Consider the following 18,199-nt stretch of genomic DNA (forward strand, 5'->3'; position numbering starts at 1 on the left):
TTTTTTATGATTTACTCTTCAACTTCAAGACCCATGCTTCGTGCAGTACCTTTAATCATACTCATAGCAGCTTCTAAAGAAGCAGCATTTAAGTCTTCCATTTTTGTTTCAGCAATTTCCTGTACATCATCCAAATTAACAGTTCCTACCTTATTAACATTTGGTTCACCAGAAGCAGTTTCAATACCAGCAGCTTTCTTTAATAATTCAGCAGCCGGTGGAGTCTTAGTAATAAAGTCAAAAGATCTATCTGCATAAACTGTAATCTCAACCGGAATAATATTTCCAGCTTGGTCTGCAGTTTTAGCATTAAATGCTTTACAGAACTCCATAATATTAACTCCATGCTGACCTAATGCTGGGCCAACCGGCGGAGCAGGATTTGCTTCTCCAGCAGGAATTTGTAAACTAATTTGTCCTACAACTTTTTTTGCCATTGTTTGCACCTCCTCATTATGCTTTTTCTACTTGGTCAAACTCTAATTCAACCGGAGTTGAACGACCAAACATTGATACCAAAACAGTTAATTCCTGTTTTTGATAATCAATTTCTTTGATTTCTCCTACATGGTCATCTAATACTCCATCAGTTACTTTTACTTTGTCTCCTACTTCTAAATCTATATCAACTTTACTAATTACATCCATACCCATATCTTGCTTGATTCTACGTACTTCTTCTTCAGATACTGGCACTGGATTAGTTCCAGCACTCGCAAAACCAATAACTCCAGGAGTATTGCGTACTACATACCAAGAGTCATCATCCATTACCATCTTGATCAATACATAGCCAGGGAAAATTTCATTCTTCTTAACTGTTTCTTCCCCATCTTTCATTTCTACTTCATCTTCAGTTGGAATTAAGACATCCACAATCTTTTCTTCCATTCCAGTACTCTTAACTCTTTGTTCTAAATTTTTTTCTACTTTATTTTCTCGACCAGAATAAGTGTGAATGGCATACCAACCATACTCTTTCTCATCACTCATAATATTAATGGGATCTAACTAACTTCTGATCCCACACCTCCCTAATTGAAGATAATAGGACTAATCAACTTTGAAACTAGTAAATCAATTCCTCCGATGAATAAAGCTACGAATAAAACTGTTACTAAAACAACTAATGTATAAGAAAATACTTCTTTTTGATTAGGCCAATTAACCTTCTTAAGTTCAATTTTTACTTCCCTCAAGAACTTTTTTGTCTTTTCCCAAAAATTTCGTTTAGCCATTTATTCCACATCCTCATTATTAAGATTGACCTGTTAGTTGCTTGGCAAAACCACTATTTAAAATAATTCACAATTTGAATTTCCAGTCAATCTATCTCGTCTCTTTATGCAGAGTATGACTCTGGCAGAACTTACAATACTTCTTTAGTTCCAAACGGTCGCGTTGGTTTTTAGTGTTTTTAGTCGTCGAATAGTTTCTTCTGTTACACTCTGTACAAGCTAAAGTAATTATTTCTCTCACAGCTGCCACCTCCTCAGGAAAACAAATCGATTCATTCAAAACTACGCCTTGTCTACTTTATCATATCTTGATATAAAAGTCAATATTTTATAGGTGACAATTTCATTCCCTAAACTAATAGAAAAGCAGGCAATTAAACACCCGCTTTTCTACAAATTCTATTCTATTGCCCTAAAAGAGCAATTGATTACTCAATAATTTCAGTAACAACGCCAGCTCCTACTGTCTTTCCACCTTCTCTAATTGCAAATCTTAATCCTTCATCCATTGCAATTGGAGAAATTAATTCTGCATCCATCTCAATGTTGTCTCCTGGCATTACCATTTCTACATCTTCTGGTAAGTTAATTGTTCCTGTTACGTCTGTTGTTCGGAAATAAAACTGCGGCTTATAACCATCAAAGAATGGTGTATGTCGCCCACCTTCGTCTTTTCCTAGCACATATACCTCTGCTTTAAACTTAGTATGAGGTGTAATTGTTCCTGGTGTTGCTAGTACTTGACCTCTTTCAATATCTTCTTTATCAATACCTCTTAATAATGCACCTACATTATCTCCTGCTTGAGATTGTTCCATCTCTTTTCTAAACATTTCTAATCCTGTAATTACTGTTTCTTCTGTCTCTTTAATTCCTACTAGTTCTACTTCATCTCCTACATTTACTACTCCTGTTTCTACTCTACCAGTTGCTACTGTTCCACGTCCTGTAATACTAAATACATCTTCTACTGGCATTAAGAAATCTTTGTCTGTATCTCTCTCTGGAGTAGGAATATACTCATCAATTGCATCCATTAATTCTAGAATCTTTTCGCCCCATTCACTATCTGGTTCTTCTAGTGCTTTTAGAGCAGACCCTACAATTACTGGAGCATTATCTCCATCAAATTCATATTCATTTAATAAGTCTCTTACTTCCATCTCTACTAATTCGATTAATTCTTCGTCATCAACCATATCTGCTTTGTTTAAGAATACTACTATTCTCGGAACTCCTACCTGACGAGCTAATAGCAAGTGTTCTCTTGTCTGCGGCATTGGTCCGTCTGCTGCAGATACGATTAATAAAGATCCATCCATCTGCGCTGCACCAGTGATCATGTTCTTTACATAGTCTGCGTGTCCTGGGCAGTCTACGTGAGCATAGTGTCTATTCTCTGTTTCATACTCTACGTGAGATGTTGCAATTGTAATACCTCTTTCTTTTTCCTCTGGGGCATTGTCAATATCCTCAAAATTCGCCACACTATCTTCGTCTTGAGATAATACTTTTGTGATTGCTGCTGTTGTTGTTGTCTTACCATGATCAACGTGTCCAATTGTACCAATATTAATATGTGGTTTCGTTCTTTCAAACTTTTCTTTTGCCATTATTTTTCCCCCCTGAAATATGTAGTGATTTACATTGAATTTCCATCTATATTATTTATTATAAATAAGTTGCAAGTATAAATCAAAATAATTTGCCAACTTTTCATTTTTTTAATTCTGGAGCCCACAACCGGAATTGAACCGGTGACCTCATCCTTACCATGGATGCGCTCTACCGCCTGAGCTATGTGGGCCAATTTTATAATAATAAAGAATAGACTAGGCGATAAACCGCAAGCCCCCTAGCCTAAAGTTATTAAATTGAAATATCTTCTAAATCACAATACTAAATATTATTATATGATTTTTACTTTTAGAGGTCAAGAATAAAATTAACTTATTATAAAAATTTAAGTCTGAGTTTTAGTTTGAGTCTTAAAATTAGCTTCTTAATATCGAATCATATTTATTATACTTAAACTTATACTTGAACTAATTATATATTTTTTTCTTCTAATAAATCCTCTAGCTTTTTCTTCACTCGCTGCAAAGCATTATCTACTGACTTAACATGACGCCCTAAACTATTAGCAATATCTTGATAACTGCGCCCTTTTAAGTACTCCTGTAAGACTTTTAATTCTAGCTCACTTAACATATTTTGAATATTACTTTCTAAAATATCATAAATTTCATCACTAACAACTAATCTTTCTGGATTATCTAATTTACTCCCCTCTAAAACATCTAGTAAAGTCCGATTAGAATCTGCATGAAAAATTGGTTTGTCCAAAGATACATAAGAGTTCAATGGTTGATGCTTTTGACGAGTAGCAGTTTTAATAGCCGTAATAATCTGTCTTGTAATACACAATTCTGCAAAAGAAAAGAAAGAAGCTAACTCTTCTTTCTTGTAGTCCCTAATAGCTTTATATAACCCAATCATTCCTTCTTGTACAATATCATCACTATCAGCACCAATTAAAAAATAAGAATTAGAACGAGCTTTAACGAAATTTTTATACTTTTTGATTAAATATTCAAATGCTAGTGCATTACCTTCTTGGGCCAAATCAACTACTTCATCATCTGTCATATCTCTATAGTCACTATATTCATTTAACTTAGCATTCAATCACAATCCCTCCACCCTGTGGGACTTTAAATATATTCTTTATTATAACTTATATAATTCTCACACGTCAAGAAATAACGCTCAGTAACTTTTTCCTTAAACTTAATTATTTTGTGGATTAACCTTTATAATTTTATCAACTGGTGGATATATATCTTTAGAAATTAGTTTATTTTCTATTAATTTAGAACCAGATTTAATTATTCTTCTTGTTGTAACTTTATAACCAACTTTACCATCTTGAATGGTTTTTTTACTTCCATCCTCTAATTTTTGATCAGATTTTTTTATTACTTTAGGATCTATAATTTCTGGTGAAGAAGTAACTACTTTAACATTAATTCCTGGATCAGTGCCCAATAAAGTAATAGTTAATTGATCATTAACAACTTTAGACATAATCATCAATGGATTAGAAAAATTATTTTTAAATTTGAAATCTATTAGGTCATAATATACTGTCGCCCCTCGTCCTAAAGGAACATAATTAACAGGTCGTGAATGATGCTCACGCTCTATTATTTTTAATCCCGCCAATAAAACTGAATTATACAAAGTAGAAGAGACCTGACAAACTCCGCCTCCTACTCCAGTTACATATTTATTATTAACTATTTCAATTGCCTCTTTAAAACCTCTTTTCTTAGTTCTAGGACCTACTATTTGATTAAAAGAAAAAACTTCACCAGGTTTAATTACTGTATTATCTATCTTTCTCGCTGCTACTTTTATATTCTGCGTTCGATTACTAGCTTGATCATCAAAATAAGTGCTATGAGTAGCAAGAATATTACGTAAATTATATTTTTTTATTTTCACAGAATTAGCTCTTACATTTTCCAATCCTACTGGTCCTACTAAAAATAAAGAAATTAGTAAAAATAAAGCTAGTATTTTCCGCTTCATAATTTATCCCTCTTCATTTCTTTGCCGCAGAGACTCATAAATAAGAATTCCTGCTGCTACTGAAGCATTCAAAGATTCTATTTGACCCTCCATCGGCATTTTAATTAAAAAATCACATTTTTCTTTAACTAATCTTCTCATTCCTGAACCTTCACTACCGATTACTAATCCTAAAGAACCACCTAAATCAGCTTGATAACAACTTTGTTTAGCTTCTAAATCAGCTCCTGCAATCCAAAACCCTTCTTCTTTCAATTGCTCTATAGTCCGAGCTAAATTAGTTACTTGAGCTACTGGTAAATATTCAACTGCTCCAGCTGAAGTCTTAACTACTACTGGAGTAAATCCAACAGCGCGACGTTTAGGAATGATAACTCCATCTACACCTGCTGCTTCAGCAGTTCGTAAAATGGAACCAAAATTATGTGGGTCCTTTATTTCATCAAGCAATACAAAGAAAGGATTATCTGATTGACTTTTAGCTTGAGTAATTAAATCATCTAAATAATAATAATCCAAGTCTTCCGCAAAAGCAATCACACCTTGATGCGCATGAGATTTAGCTAAATCATTTAACTTACCTTTAGTTACTCGCTCTAGCGCCACATTCTGATTACGAGCTAAACTATAAATTTTATCAATTACTTGTCCTTGAGCAGACTTTAAAATTAACACTTTTTCTACTTTCCTATTTCCATTTAATACTTCAATTACTGGGTTTCGCCCTTCTACTTTAGCCATCTAATCCCTCACTTTTATAACTGAATATTGTAATTTAACACATTTTTATTAATATTATTAATTTACTTACTATTATTATACCAAAAATTTGAAAAAACGAAACTGATTCTTAAAATAAATTGATATTTTTTAATCTAAGAATCTTTCTCTCATTTCTTTTTGGCGTCCACAACTCAATTTTCCTTCACTACATTCTCCATGCACACAGGAAGGTAATGCATTTTCATATAAAACATTAGATAACTCTCGTAATTGTAATAATTTTTTAGTGGCTAGTTTTCTAATCTCCCATTGCGCATTCATACAAATTCTTTCTGCTAGCATTTCTTTATCTATCCGAGCATTAGTAGACATAATCAACTTAATCTGTTCACAATTTAATAAAAAAGATAAAGCCTTATCTAATCCATATTCTTTATAAATATATAATCTGAATTTTCTAATTTCATCTGCTAAATCAAGGAAATCATCTTCAAACTGGCTCCCTTCAATGGTAGGCGGTACTAAAACCGGACGTTCATTTAATACCAAATTCAATAAACGTTCACGATGATTTTCAGATAAGCGATGCCTAATTTGCTGATGATAAGTAACTAAACTAGACATCATTGCAAAAGTAGTGCGCGCTTGTTCAGCTATACTTTCATGTCCATAGCCTAATACTCTTTGCGATAAATTTTTTGCTTTATCTTCAGCTTCATCTCCCCAAGATTTTAATTTCTCGCTTGGAGTTTGAGCTGAAGTACTAGTAGCTGCACCTAACCCTACTTTTAAATCTAATTTATCAAAACTATCTAATAAAATCATATTATTTTCTACATTTAATTTTTCTAAATCTTCTTGATATAATTTTTCTATCAATTCTAAATCATTATTATTCTTAAGGTCTATAGGTAGTAAGTTCACTACACAATCAGGTAGCAAATCCATCATTTCTTCTCGCATTTCTTTAAACAGATCATTATATCTTTCTGTAAAGAAAAGAGAAAATAGGTCATACAATTTATTCCCTGTCATTGCTACTGAAATATTTGTCTTAGTAGCTAATGGTAATATATATCGAGCATCTTCAATAGGAATTCCATGTTTATAATGTTCAAGTTTAGGTCGACCTTTAAAATTACCTTCCTTTAATTCAGACATTCCTTCATATAATTGAAAAGCTTGATTAATTATATCTTTAGCTTTCTGATTATCTGCAGATGATAACTCTGGTAATTGATAAGCGTCTTCATCCATCGAAACATAACGCTGACTCTGCTGCACATACGAATCTTTTAGTTCACATAACAAAGTACTCTGCATTCTATTAATTTCTTCAACTGCAAAAGAAATATTAACCGTTCTTAAGGCTTCCAACAGCTCATCTCTATCTAAATCAGTGATATTATTGTTTTTTATCCAACTAACTACTTTTTTCATTCCTGTTTGTTCAAAATTAGTAATCTTCATTATTAAATCCCCCGCTTAATTTAACTAAATCTGACCTTGGTCCAATATATCTTTCATAATTTCCATCAATTCTGATAGTCTATCTTTTTCTTTTTTTAAATATAAAAAACCTAATAGTGCTTCAAAGCCAGTGCTATAACAATATTCACTTGGATCCGCATTACTAGGAATATTCTTCTGACAATTTCTTCCCCGCCGGACAATACTTTCTTCTTCTTTAGTTAATTCATCCCTGATTTCTTCTAATAATTTTGCTTGTGCACTGGCATTCACATACTTCACTGTTTGTTCATGCAAAGCCTGACCTTTGCCTAACTTTCTTTCTAATACCACATTCCGAATAAATAATTCATATACTCCATCACCTACATAGGCCATTACTTCAGGTGACATCAATTTGGGACGATCAGGAAAATCAACTATATCATCCAAAAACATTTACCTGCCTCACTTTCTGAAATATAATATCAATGTCAACTAACTACTGTAGTTGGTTAATCAAACATATTACTGTACCCACTACCTAAGCCTTGGCAATGCCAAGGCTCTACAGGTTTTATTGTTTCACTATTTTACTATTTTTTTCTCTTTATTCTTCACTTCTTACTGTTTATTGTCTTTACTCATCACTGATTACTCGTTACTAATCTCACTGTCTTACTGTTTCACTGTTCCACTGTCTTACTGCTTTACTATTCTTTTATCTTCCACTCCGCGCCTTGGGGAGTATCCTTAACTGCAACACCTAAATTAGATAATTCATCTCTGATTTGGTCTGCCATTTCATAATTGCCCTGATCTCGCAAATCTGATCTTGTTTCTAATAATAACTCTACTAAATCAGGCACCAAATCATTCTCTGTTTCTTCTGTAGTTTTTAGAATACCTAAGACTTCAATACCTAGTTCTTCAAAGGTTTCTTTAACTTTTTCTAAAGCTTTTTTGACATCAATAGTCAATACAAAATCGTCTTGATCGATAAATTTATTTACTTCTCTTGCTAACTCATGTAAAGAAGCAATTGCTAAAGAAGTATTAAAATCATCATCCATAGCAGCAATAAAGTCTTCTTTCTTTTCCGCGACTAATTCAAACAATTCTGCTCCTTTTAGTTCACCATCTTGAACATCTTGTTTCAATAAATATTTCACTCGATCAACTGTATTTTCTAAACGCTCTAAACTTTTAGCAGCATCTTTCATATTCTCTTCGCTAAAATTAATTGGACTACGGTAATGTTTAGAAATCAAGAAAAATCTGACTACTTCAGCAGGATATTTATCTAAAATATCTCGCGTAGTGAAAAAGTTACCCAAGGACTTAGACATCTTTTCACCTTCAATATTGATATAACCATTATGCAACCAATAATTTACTACTTCATGGCCACAGCAAGCTTCACTTTGAGCTATTTCATTTTCATGATGAGGAAAAGTTAAGTCTACTCCTCCCGTATGAATATCAAACTCTTCTCCCAAATACTTAGTCGACATTACTGAACATTCAATGTGCCAACCTGGTCTACCTTGGCCCCAAGGACTATCCCATTCTGGTTCTCCTGCTTTGCTTTCTTTCCATAACGTAAAGTCAAGTGGGTCTTCTTTTTCTTCATTAACATCTACTCTTGAACCTGCTTGTAAATCTTCAATTTTCTTATTAGATAATTTTCCGTACTCATCAAACTTATCTACTCTAAAATAAACATCACCATTTTTCTCATAAGCATAACCTTTATCAATTAATGTCTTTACTAAATTAATCATCTCACTAATATGCTCAGTTGCTTGCGGATAGACATCAGCTCGTTTAATATTTAAAGCATCAGTATCTTCAAAATAAGCGGTAATGAACTTTTCCGCTAGTTCATCAACTGTAATTCCCTCTTCATTAGCTCTTTTAATCATTTTGTCATCAATATCAGTGAAGTTTAATACGTGCATTACTTCATAACCTTTATATTCTAAATAGCGCTTAACTATATCAGGAACAATAAATGCTCTTGCATTACCAATATGGAAATAGTCATATACTGTTGGCCCACAAGAATACATTTTAACCTTTCCGTCTTCTAAAGTTTCAAATTCCTCTTTAGTATCTTTTAGTGTATTATATATCTTCAATGTCATCTAAAATCTCCTCCTCCTGTAATTTATCATATATCTTTTCTAGATTAGATAGTCTTTTATCCAAGCAACCGCACATTTCTTTAACTGGATCTGGTAAATCACCATGTTCTAAATCAACTTCATGATTAATTCTCTCTCCATCTTTAACTACAATCCGCCCCGGAATCCCTACTACTGTACAATTGTCAGGTACTGAATCTAAAACTACTGCTCCTGCACCTATTTTAGCATTATTACCAATTTCAATAGAGCCTAGTACTTTGGCCCCTGCACTAACTATTACTTCATCTCCAATTGTTGGATGTCGTTTTCCTACTTCTTTGCCTGTCCCCCCTAAAGTAACTCCTTGATAGAGGGTTACATCTTCTCCAATTTCTGTAGTTTCACCAATTACAACTCCCATCCCATGATCAATAAAAAAACCATTGCCAATTTCAGCCCCCGGATGAATTTCTATACCAGTTAAAAACCTACCCAATTGCGAAATTATACGAGGTAAAGTTCTCAAACCCAATTTATAAAGTGGATGAGCTAAGCGATGAAAAATAACTGCATGTAATCCCGAATAAGTCAATAATACTTCCAGCAAATTACTAGCAGCAGGGTCACGATCAAAAATAGCTTCGATATCGCTTTGTAATTCCTTAAAGAGATTTATCATCCTCCCCACCTCCCTTTTTATGCCTAATAATTTATTATGATTCAAAAACAACTTTTATTATACAAAAAAGCCTTCCATCTCTATTATTCAGAGACGGAAGGCTCCGCGGTCCCACTCTGCTTAGCATATTGCACTCGCTTTAAACACTATAACGGATGTTAACCGAAACAACCTACTAACTTCAGTTGCTTAGCTCCAGGGAGCATTCATATAGCCTTTCTTATAAGTACTTTCAGACAGCGGTACTTACTCTCTATAAAGAAATTAACTATATTACTATTCCCTTTCTACACTTTTAATCGGTATTTATTTAATTAAATCTAGTGCTTGATTTAATCTATTAATTGTTTCTTCACGTCCTAATAAAGCAGCTACATCAAATAATGCTGGACCAGATTCTTCACCAGTTAGAGCAATTCGTACTGGGTGGAAGAACAATCTCCCTCCAACAGGTAAATCACTAATAATTTGATTCATCATTGCTCTAATATCTTGCTTCTCCCAATTTTCTAATTCTTGTGAACGATCGCGTAGAGTTTCTAATACTAAATCAACTTTCTCTTCAGCAAAAGTTTCTCTAGCTTCTTCTTCATCTTCATATTCTAAATCCTCAAAGAAAACGGCTACTTCATCATTAATTTGAGCTAAATAGTCTATAGATTCTCTCACAGTAGCTACTAATAATTCTAACCATTCTCTAGATTCATCTTCAATATCATACTCTTCTTCCAAATAAGGTACAGCCAAATCAACTACTGTTTCTAAGTCTTTATTTCTAATATATAATCCATTCATCCAATCTAACTTTTCTACATCAAATACTGCAGCACTTTTATTAACTCGGTCCATAGAAAATCTCTCAACAATCTCTGCTTTAGAGAAAATCTCTTCATCATCACTTGGAGACCAGCCTAATAAAGATAAGAAGTTAACTACAGCTTCTGGTAAATATCCTTTCTTGCGATATTCACTAACATAAACATATGCTTCACCACTTCTTTTACTCAACTTAGAACGATCAGAACCTAAAATCATAGGCAAGTGAGCAAAATTAGGACTTTCCCACCCAAAAGCTTGATATAATAGCTTTTGCTTAGGAGTATTTGATAAATGATCTTCACCTCTAATAACTTCAGTAATTTCCATCAAATGATCATCAATTACTACAGCAAAGTTATACGTAGGCATTCCATCTGATTTAACAATTACAAAATCATCAATTACATCACTACTAAAGGAAACTTCTCCATGAACTAAATCATTGATTATAATTTCTTCTTCTTCTAATGGAGATTTAAATCTAATTACAGGTTCTCGTCCTTCAGCTTCTAACTCTTTTCTTTCTTCTTCAGTTAAATTTCTACAGCGACCATCATAACGAGGTGCTTCATCATTAGCTATTTGCTCTTCTCTCATTTCTTCTAATTCTTCTGGTGTACAATAACAGCGATACGCTAAATCTTTATCTAATAATTCCTGCACATACTCTTCATAAATATCCAATCTTTCACTTTGACGATAAGGGCCAAATTCACCGCCTACTTGCGGCCCCTCATCCCAATCTAAGCCTAACCAATCCATCTCGCGATGAATAATCTCTTCAAATTCACTAGTTGACCTTTTCTGGTCAGTATCCTCAATTCTCATAATAAACTGTCCATCATTCTTACGTGCAAACAAATAATTAAATAACGCCGTTCGAATATTACCTATATGTATTTGTCCCGTCGGACTTGGTGCAAATCTTACTCTAGTATCAGTCATAACTTTCCCCTTTCTATTTATATCTATCATAAGCAAATATATTATAGAATATTTATAATTAAATTTCAAGCAAGTAGGTAATTTAATAAAAACAACAGCATATAGATTGCGCACTCATCTTAGCTCTAAGTACTGTAAACAGAGCTACACGAGGGGCTCAATTAGAGCGCAGCTAAATAAAAAAGATTGGGCAGAAGAATATCCCCGACCCAATCTTTTAATCATCAATAAATTAAATCACACTAATTCCTAAAGCTAACTGCTCAGGTCCATCAACCAAAGCATGCCCAAACTTCCCAAAAACTGAAACTGCAACTCTTCCTTTACCTCTTACTACAGCCACTTTAAATCCGCCACCTAAGCCAGGATTTACTAAATCTAACTGCGTATAAGCATCTTTAACGGCATTAGACACAGCTATTTTTTCTTTTGGATTTTCTTTAATTACGCCTCTAGCAATAGCAGCCACAGTGATACTCTCTCGTAATTTAATTGGTAAATTCTCTGCATTAGCTCCAGTTTGAGTTATAGCAGCTTTATAACCATAACCTTTAATTTTATCTAGCCAGTAATTTTCATATTCTCTACTTCTCGTCATCGACAAGTATATAGAAGAACTTTCTGGAGAAATCTTTTCTGTTTTTTCTTCTTTAACATACCCTGAAACTATATCTTCAGCAGTTACAATCCCGACTAATTGCTCGGCATCATCAACTACTGGCACTCCCCCAATATGATTATTAGATAGAACCTGAGATACTTCTTGAATTGTCTTTTTATAATTAATTGTAATAACATCAGTTTCCATAACTTCTTCGACCAATACATCTAAATCATTATTATATACTAAATCACCATCTGTAATAATCCCAACTATTTTATTATTTTTCATTACTACTAATCTTCCAATATCATTAACATTCATTAATCGTTCTGCTTCTTCTAATGTAACATCAGAAGTAACAGTAATTACTTCTGAACTCATTAATTCTTTTATTTCCATTATTTTAAACCCCCTCAATACTAGCTACTGCCTGAGCAGCAATTCCTTCTCCTGCCCCTACAAAACCTAGCCTTTCAGTTGTTGTTGCTTTTAGATTAACTCTATTCAAATCCAATTGTAAAACTTTTGCTATATTTTTTTCCATTATTTTAATATAAGGAGCTAATTTCGGTTTTTGGGCTATTATTACAGCATCTATATTGTTTAATTTTAAATCTTTTTCTTTTACTAATTTATATACTTCTTCTAATAATATCAGACTTGAAACTCCTTTATATTGAGGATCATCGTCAGGAAAATGACGACCAATATCACCTTCACCCATAGCACCTAATAATGCATCTGCTACAGCATGCAGTAACACATCAGCATCAGAATGACCTAATAAACCAACCTTATAATCAATTTCTACTCCACCCAATACCAAATCTTCGCCTTCTTCTAATCGATGTACATCATAACCTATTCCAGTCAGCATTATTTCCTCCTCGCCAAAATTCTTTCTCCAAATTCTAAATCTTCTGGTGTAGTTATCTTTATATTTTCATAAGAACCTTGGACTAACTTTACAGTTTGATTAATTCTTTCTACCAAACTAGCACTATCAGTTCCAATAAAATCATCTGCTAGTGCATTTTGATATGCTTCTGTTATTAATTCTTTATCAAAAACTTGAGGAGTCTGAATTGCAACTAATTTAGAACGGTCTGGAGTATTAATAATCATATTATCTGAATTAATTACTTTAATAGTATCTTTAACTGGTACTCCAACTGCAGCAGCATCATACTTTTCAGCTGCAGTTATAACTTTATTAATCAATTCGGCCGTAATGAATGGACGCGCTCCATCATGGATTAATACATAGTTACTAGTGGATTTAACTGCTTGTAGACCATTGTATACAGATTCTTGTCTTGTTTCTCCTCCTGCAATAACTTTAGTAACTTTCCCAAAATCATAGTTATCAACTAATTTATTTTTACAATAATCAATTTCTTCTTCTCTAGCTACTATTATTACTTCATCCACTACAGATGCTGATTCAAATTTATTTAAAGTATGAGCTAATATTTCTTTATCATTTAACATTAAAAACTGTTTATTTTTTTCTGTTTTCATTCTTTTACCCTGCCCAGCAGCAGGAATAACAACACTTAATTTCATTCTACATTCCTCCAACTAACTTAAAGCTTTTTGCGCTTTATATTTTGGTTTAGCAAAAATCATTCTTCCAGCAGAAGTCTGTAACACACTAGTTACTAATACCTCTAATTCTTCTCCAATATGGTCTTTACCATCATCAACTACAATCATTGTTCCATCGTTTAAGTAACCTACTCCTTGCCCTGGCTCTTCACCATCTTTAATAATCTTAACATCCATTTCTTCACCAGGTAATACAACTGGTTTAACTGCATTAGCTAATTCATTAATGTTTAATACAGAAACCCCTTGTAGTTCCGATACTTTATTCAAATTATAGTCATTAGTAACAACTTGTCCATTTAATTCTTGAGCTAATTTAACTAATTTTCTATCTACTTCTTTAATATCATCATAGTCTTTACTAGAAATCAAAACTGGAATATCAATTTCATTTTGAATCTTATTCAAAATATCTAAACCTCTTCGACCTCGATTACGTTTTAAAATATTAGAAGAATCAGCAATATGTTGTAACTCTTCTAATACAAATTCAGGAATAACTAATACTCCTTCAATAAAAGAGGTCTTACAAATATCTGCAACTCTACCATCTATTATTGCACTTGTATCTAATATCTTATAGGTAGCTCGTAACTCATCCCCATTTTCAGTATTATTTTCAACAACTTGTCCTTCATTATTCTGATTATTATTCTCATCATCCTTATTATTTTTATTATTAAAACAATTTATTCCCTTTAAAAATTCTTCTCTTTTATTCAATCCTAAAGTCCAACCTAAATAACCTAAAACAAGATTAACTAAAATTTGCAAAGCAGCACCAAATCTAGGGATAGAAGCAATAGAAAATGAAACACTCACTAAAACCCCTAACAGCAGACCAATCACTAGTCCCATAATGCCGAATAAAATATCTTGTCCTGGAATTTCTTCTAAATCAGTTCTAAACTGATTTATCATATTAAATATTTTAATAATAATCCATGGCACTACCAAAAATCCTATCACAGCACCCACTATGATTGCATAAATAGTATTATTAGTAATTAACTTATTAAATTCTAAACTTATTTCTTCGGCCAAACCCAGTAAATTAACAAAAACCTGTCCTAAAAAACCCCCGATTAATATCCCCAGGAGCCGTCTTACTTTATTCAAAAAACTTCACCCCCTAATTAAGTTCATATATATGAAAATAAACGTCAGGCTACCCTGACGTTACTCTTCTTCATCAAAATCTTGTTCTTCAAATATTTCATCTATTTTTTCTCTTACTTCTTCTTCATCTTTTTCTTCTGCTAAAACTAACTCACTAATTAAAATTTGTCGAGCATTACTTAACATTTTCTTTTCACCAGTTGATAATCCTTTTACAATATCACGGATAGTTAAGTTCCTAACAACTTCCGCTACTTCAAATATATCACCTGTTTTTATTTTCTCACTATTAGCTCGATAACGTCTGTTCCAATTTTGCGACATTTCACTTTGATCCTGTTTTAAAACTTTATATACATTAGGTACAACATCTTCATTTATGATATCTCTTAAGCCTATATCTTCAGCATTATCCTTTGGAATCATAACTCTCATTTCTCCAATTGGAAGTTTCATAATATAATAATGCTTAGTTTCACCTAAAATTTCCTTTTCTTCTATATCAACTATTGTTCCTGCACCATGATTTGGATAAACAATATTATCTCCAATTTCAAACATGTATGTAACCCCCATTCAGTATATAGTACACCATAATAATTATATCAATTTTGTAGCATTGTGTCAATCTATACCAAATTATATATGTCTATCTAATAACACCTGATCTCTAAGTCTTTTCAGGCCTTCTTTAATAGCTTGAGCCCTTACATCTCCTACACCATCAACATCATCCAATTCTTCAATTGAGGCATTTAAAATTTCATGGAAATTCTCAAAAGAAGCTACTATATTTTCAATCACAGACATTGGAACACGAGGAATCTTCTTGAGTAATCTATATCCACGAGGAGAAATAGATAAATCAAGCGCACTCATATTGCCACCATGACCTAAATATTTACTAATTGTAGATAGACTAAGCAACTCATCAGAAGAACAATTTGAGATTTTATCAAAAATAACCTCTGGGTCTTCAATCTCTCCCTCTTCTAAATTATCAACTTTATAATCTTTAACAATTAGCAACCCTTCTTCTTTAACATTAGCAACTAATTCTTCTAACTGCATATTAATTAATCGACCTTCACTACCTAATTCATTAATGTATTTTTCAATTTCTCGTCCAATCCTAAGTACCATTTCTGTTCTTTGTAATACTGTTGCTACATCAGAAATAGTAACTAAATCTTCAAACTCTAAAGCACTTAAATTAGTTAAAGCTTGATCTAATACATTACGATATTTTTCCAAAGTTTGAATAGCTTGATTTGCTTTTACTAAAATAACTCTAATATCTTCTAATACATATTTCTTATCTTCTTTATATAAAGTAATTACATCACGGCGCTGAGAAATAGCAATCACTAATTCTCCTGTCTGTTTAGCTACCCGTTCTGCAGTCCGATGCCTAGTCCCTGTTTCTTCAGACGATAAAGACGGATCAGGTATCAACTGAGTATTAGCACATAAAATTCTTTCTGCATCACTACTTAAAACTATAGCACCATCCATCTTAGCTAATTCATATAACTTTTGTGGTGATAATTTAGCATTAATATTAAAACCACCATCTACAATTCCTAATACTTCTTCACTATCCCCAACCACAATCAATGCGCCCGTTTCAGCTCGCAAAACATTTTCTAAACCTTCTCTAAACGTAGTACCAGGAGATAGCAATTTTAAAGTTTCATCAAACTCACTAATTTGAGAGAAATCAGGCATTTATTCACCTCCTAAAATTAGATCTAACACTTTACTAATCTTCTTCACCCCAAAAAAAGATAATTTATCATTCTGTGATAAATCATCAAGATTACCCTGTGGTAAAATAAATTTATTAAATCCTAATTTACTAGCTTCATTAACTCTTTTTTGTATCTTATTTACTGCTCTCACTTCACCTGATAATCCTATTTCTCCAATTATTGCAAAATCACTAGGAATAGGTTTATCTCTAAAGCTTGACACCATAGCAGTAGCTAACCCTAAATCAATCGCAGGTTCTTTTATTTCAAAACCACCAGCAACATTAATATGTATATCTTCCATTTGAATATTTAATCCCAATCTTTTCTCTAATACAGCTAAAATTAATGATACGCGACGTCGATCTACCCCCGTAGTCATTCGACTTGGGTTCCCAAAATTAGCAGAACTAACCAAAGCCTGTAATTCCGCTAAAATAGATCTGCTTCCCTCAACACAAGGAACAATAACTGAACCTGAAACTTCCTCAGGACGTTCAGCAATAAATGTTTGCGACGGATTAAGAACTTCTTCCAATCCTCCTTGATTCATCTCAAAAATTCCTACTTCATTAGTAGAACCAAATCTATTTTTTATTCCTTTGAGCATTCGATAGGAATGATTTTGATCTCCTTCAAAGTAAAGTACTGTATCTACCATATGTTCTAAAACTTTTGGACCAGCAATTGAACCTTCTTTAGTTACATGGCCTACAATAAATAATGGCAATTCTTTTCTTTTTCCTACTTCCATTAATTTACTAGTAGTTTCTCTAACTTGTTTAATACTGCCAGGAGCAGAATCAACAGTAGGATTGTAGATAGTTTGGATGGAATCAATAATTATTAAATCAGGCTGCAACTTCTTTATTTGAGTAATAATCGAATTCAAATTAGTATCAGCTAATATGTATAAATTAGAAGCAGTTGAATTTAATCTATCTGCTCTTATTTTAATTTGTCGCTCAGATTCTTCTCCAGAAACATATAATACTTGGTCATAATTTTCTGCTACATTATTAGCAGTTTGTAATAACAGAGTAGATTTACCAACTCCTGGAGCACCGCCAATCAAAGTCAAACTTCCCGGCACAACTCCACCACCTAAAACACGATTCAATTCAGAAAAACCGGTTTTTAATCTATCTTCAGAAGTCACTTTAATATCAGATATTTTTCTAACTTCAGCTTCAGAATCGAACGTAGATGTAGCTTGTTCTCGTTCTAACTTTTTTTGTTCCTCTTCTTTAGCTTTATCAGGATCAAAGATAGTTTCTTCTAAGGTATTCCAACTCTTACATTCAGGACACTGTCCATTCCATTTTAGAGCTTCATATCCACATTCACTACAAACATACCTTTTACGTTTTTTAGCCATATAACCACCTAATCAAATAAATAATAAGCTTAAATTTAATTATAACATTTCACAAAGCATTTCACAAGAAAATAAAAAAATTCTTCAAAAAATAGAATGGCTCCCCGAGCAGGACTTGAACCTGCGACAAAGTGGTTAACAGCCACTCGCTCTACCAACTGAG

At 32.9% G+C, this 18,199-nt stretch carries 20 protein-coding genes, 1 tRNA gene and 1 other annotated feature; all 21 genes read right to left on the bottom strand.

What is annotated here, in order from left to right:
- Nucleotides 1-11 precede the first annotated feature (11 nt).
- Nucleotides 12-437 (bottom strand): 50S ribosomal protein L11, encoded by a 426-nt coding sequence (rplK, locus tag JOC47_RS13335; RefSeq protein ID WP_204702665.1) that lies wholly within the window; start codon nt 435-437, stop codon nt 12-14.
- 16 nt (nt 438-453) lie between these two features.
- Nucleotides 454-993, bottom strand: a complete 540-nt coding sequence (gene nusG, locus JOC47_RS13340) for a transcription termination/antitermination protein NusG (protein ID WP_204702667.1) — start codon at nt 991-993, stop codon at nt 454-456.
- Between the two features lie 41 nt (nt 994-1,034).
- Nucleotides 1,035-1,238: a preprotein translocase subunit SecE gene (gene secE, locus JOC47_RS13345; protein ID WP_204702669.1), complete on the bottom strand. Its 204-nt coding sequence runs from the start codon at nt 1,236-1,238 to the stop codon at nt 1,035-1,037.
- Between the two features lie 91 nt (nt 1,239-1,329).
- Nucleotides 1,330-1,479 carry a 50S ribosomal protein L33 gene (rpmG, locus tag JOC47_RS13350; protein WP_204702671.1) on the bottom strand — a complete coding sequence of 50 codons (150 nt, stop codon included), beginning with the start codon at nt 1,477-1,479 and terminating at the stop codon, nt 1,330-1,332.
- Nucleotides 1,480-1,666: 187 nt separating this feature from the next.
- Nucleotides 1,667-2,851, bottom strand: a complete 1,185-nt coding sequence (gene tuf / locus JOC47_RS13355; RefSeq protein ID WP_204702647.1) for an elongation factor Tu — start codon at nt 2,849-2,851, stop codon at nt 1,667-1,669.
- Nucleotides 2,852-2,969: 118 nt separating this feature from the next.
- Nucleotides 2,970-3,045, bottom strand: a tRNA-Thr gene (locus tag JOC47_RS13360).
- A gap of 242 nt (nt 3,046-3,287) precedes the next feature.
- Nucleotides 3,288-3,926: an RNA polymerase sporulation sigma factor SigH gene (sigH, locus tag JOC47_RS13365; RefSeq protein WP_204702673.1), complete on the bottom strand. Its 639-nt coding sequence runs from the start codon at nt 3,924-3,926 to the stop codon at nt 3,288-3,290.
- A gap of 102 nt (nt 3,927-4,028) precedes the next feature.
- Nucleotides 4,029-4,832, bottom strand: a complete 804-nt coding sequence (locus tag JOC47_RS13370; RefSeq protein ID WP_204702675.1) for a VanW family protein — start codon at nt 4,830-4,832, stop codon at nt 4,029-4,031.
- Nucleotides 4,833-4,835: 3 nt separating this feature from the next.
- Nucleotides 4,836-5,573 (bottom strand): 23S rRNA (guanosine(2251)-2'-O)-methyltransferase RlmB, encoded by a 738-nt coding sequence (rlmB, locus tag JOC47_RS13375; protein WP_204702677.1) that lies wholly within the window; start codon nt 5,571-5,573, stop codon nt 4,836-4,838.
- Nucleotides 5,574-5,702: 129 nt separating this feature from the next.
- On the bottom strand, nt 5,703-7,025 hold the full coding sequence (locus JOC47_RS13380) for an FAD-dependent thymidylate synthase (protein ID WP_204702679.1): 1,323 nt from the start codon (nt 7,023-7,025) through the stop codon (nt 5,703-5,705).
- A gap of 24 nt (nt 7,026-7,049) precedes the next feature.
- Complete coding sequence (locus JOC47_RS13385; protein WP_204702681.1) at nt 7,050-7,463, bottom strand: Mini-ribonuclease 3; 414 nt, start codon at nt 7,461-7,463, stop codon at nt 7,050-7,052.
- A 254-nt stretch (nt 7,464-7,717) separates the two neighbouring features.
- A complete protein-coding gene (cysS, locus tag JOC47_RS13390) occupies nt 7,718-9,145 on the bottom strand; it encodes a cysteine--tRNA ligase (protein WP_369127971.1) in 1,428 nt (475 codons plus the stop codon).
- A complete protein-coding gene (cysE, locus tag JOC47_RS13395; protein ID WP_204702685.1) occupies nt 9,132-9,812 on the bottom strand; it encodes a serine O-acetyltransferase in 681 nt (226 codons plus the stop codon). The genes cysS and cysE overlap by 14 nt, the downstream gene beginning before the upstream one ends.
- Nucleotides 9,813-9,898: 86 nt before the next feature.
- Nucleotides 9,899-10,111, bottom strand: a binding site (T-box leader).
- Between the two features lie 7 nt (nt 10,112-10,118).
- Nucleotides 10,119-11,576, bottom strand: coding sequence for a glutamate--tRNA ligase (gltX, locus tag JOC47_RS13400; RefSeq protein WP_204702687.1), 1,458 nt, complete (start codon nt 11,574-11,576; stop codon nt 10,119-10,121).
- A gap of 232 nt (nt 11,577-11,808) precedes the next feature.
- Nucleotides 11,809-12,579, bottom strand: coding sequence for a HutP family protein (locus JOC47_RS13405; RefSeq protein ID WP_204702698.1), 771 nt, complete (start codon nt 12,577-12,579; stop codon nt 11,809-11,811).
- A gap of 4 nt (nt 12,580-12,583) precedes the next feature.
- Nucleotides 12,584-13,057 carry a 2-C-methyl-D-erythritol 2,4-cyclodiphosphate synthase gene (ispF, locus tag JOC47_RS13410; RefSeq protein ID WP_239551249.1) on the bottom strand — a complete coding sequence of 158 codons (474 nt, stop codon included), beginning with the start codon at nt 13,055-13,057 and terminating at the stop codon, nt 12,584-12,586.
- Nucleotides 13,057-13,746: a 2-C-methyl-D-erythritol 4-phosphate cytidylyltransferase gene (gene ispD / locus JOC47_RS13415; RefSeq protein ID WP_204702700.1), complete on the bottom strand. Its 690-nt coding sequence runs from the start codon at nt 13,744-13,746 to the stop codon at nt 13,057-13,059. The genes ispF and ispD overlap by 1 nt, the downstream gene beginning before the upstream one ends.
- 15 nt (nt 13,747-13,761) lie before the next feature.
- Nucleotides 13,762-14,907 carry a PIN/TRAM domain-containing protein gene (locus JOC47_RS13420; RefSeq protein ID WP_204702702.1) on the bottom strand — a complete coding sequence of 382 codons (1,146 nt, stop codon included), beginning with the start codon at nt 14,905-14,907 and terminating at the stop codon, nt 13,762-13,764.
- 60 nt (nt 14,908-14,967) lie between these two features.
- Nucleotides 14,968-15,468: a CarD family transcriptional regulator gene (locus JOC47_RS13425; protein ID WP_204702704.1), complete on the bottom strand. Its 501-nt coding sequence runs from the start codon at nt 15,466-15,468 to the stop codon at nt 14,968-14,970.
- Nucleotides 15,469-15,546: 78 nt separating this feature from the next.
- Nucleotides 15,547-16,635: a DNA integrity scanning diadenylate cyclase DisA gene (disA, locus tag JOC47_RS13430; RefSeq protein ID WP_204702706.1), complete on the bottom strand. Its 1,089-nt coding sequence runs from the start codon at nt 16,633-16,635 to the stop codon at nt 15,547-15,549.
- On the bottom strand, nt 16,636-18,036 hold the full coding sequence (gene radA, locus JOC47_RS13435; RefSeq protein ID WP_204702708.1) for a DNA repair protein RadA: 1,401 nt from the start codon (nt 18,034-18,036) through the stop codon (nt 16,636-16,638). It lies immediately after the preceding gene.
- Between the last annotated feature and the right edge of the window lie 163 nt (nt 18,037-18,199).

The organism is Halanaerobacter jeridensis (assembly GCF_016908315.1).
Lineage (GTDB): Bacteria > Bacillota > Halanaerobiia > Halobacteroidales > Halobacteroidaceae > Halanaerobacter > Halanaerobacter jeridensis.

What these genes read in the sequence shown, in the direction of transcription:
- rplK (WP_204702665.1), bottom strand. Translation starts at nt 437, where the DNA reads ATGGCAAAAAAAGTTGTAGGACAAATTAGTTTACAAATTCCTGCTGGA.
- nusG (WP_204702667.1), bottom strand. Translation starts at nt 993, where the DNA reads ATGAGTGATGAGAAAGAGTATGGTTGGTATGCCATTCACACTTATTCT.
- secE (WP_204702669.1), bottom strand. Translation starts at nt 1,238, where the DNA reads ATGGCTAAACGAAATTTTTGGGAAAAGACAAAAAAGTTCTTGAGGGAA.
- tuf (WP_204702647.1), bottom strand. Translation starts at nt 2,851, where the DNA reads ATGGCAAAAGAAAAGTTTGAAAGAACGAAACCACATATTAATATTGGT.
- JOC47_RS13370 (WP_204702675.1), bottom strand. Translation starts at nt 4,832, where the DNA reads ATGAAGCGGAAAATACTAGCTTTATTTTTACTAATTTCTTTATTTTTA.
- rlmB (WP_204702677.1), bottom strand. Translation starts at nt 5,573, where the DNA reads ATGGCTAAAGTAGAAGGGCGAAACCCAGTAATTGAAGTATTAAATGGA.
- JOC47_RS13380 (WP_204702679.1), bottom strand. Translation starts at nt 7,025, where the DNA reads ATGAAGATTACTAATTTTGAACAAACAGGAATGAAAAAAGTAGTTAGT.
- JOC47_RS13385 (WP_204702681.1), bottom strand. Translation starts at nt 7,463, where the DNA reads ATGTTTTTGGATGATATAGTTGATTTTCCTGATCGTCCCAAATTGATG.
- cysE (WP_204702685.1), bottom strand. Translation starts at nt 9,812, where the DNA reads ATGATAAATCTCTTTAAGGAATTACAAAGCGATATCGAAGCTATTTTT.
- gltX (WP_204702687.1), bottom strand. Translation starts at nt 11,576, where the DNA reads ATGACTGATACTAGAGTAAGATTTGCACCAAGTCCGACGGGACAAATA.
- JOC47_RS13405 (WP_204702698.1), bottom strand. Translation starts at nt 12,579, where the DNA reads ATGGAAATAAAAGAATTAATGAGTTCAGAAGTAATTACTGTTACTTCT.
- ispF (WP_239551249.1), bottom strand. Translation starts at nt 13,057, where the DNA reads ATGCTGACTGGAATAGGTTATGATGTACATCGATTAGAAGAAGGCGAA.
- ispD (WP_204702700.1), bottom strand. Translation starts at nt 13,746, where the DNA reads ATGAAATTAAGTGTTGTTATTCCTGCTGCTGGGCAGGGTAAAAGAATG.
- JOC47_RS13425 (WP_204702704.1), bottom strand. Translation starts at nt 15,468, where the DNA reads ATGTTTGAAATTGGAGATAATATTGTTTATCCAAATCATGGTGCAGGA.
- disA (WP_204702706.1), bottom strand. Translation starts at nt 16,635, where the DNA reads ATGCCTGATTTCTCTCAAATTAGTGAGTTTGATGAAACTTTAAAATTG.
- radA (WP_204702708.1), bottom strand. Translation starts at nt 18,036, where the DNA reads ATGGCTAAAAAACGTAAAAGGTATGTTTGTAGTGAATGTGGATATGAA.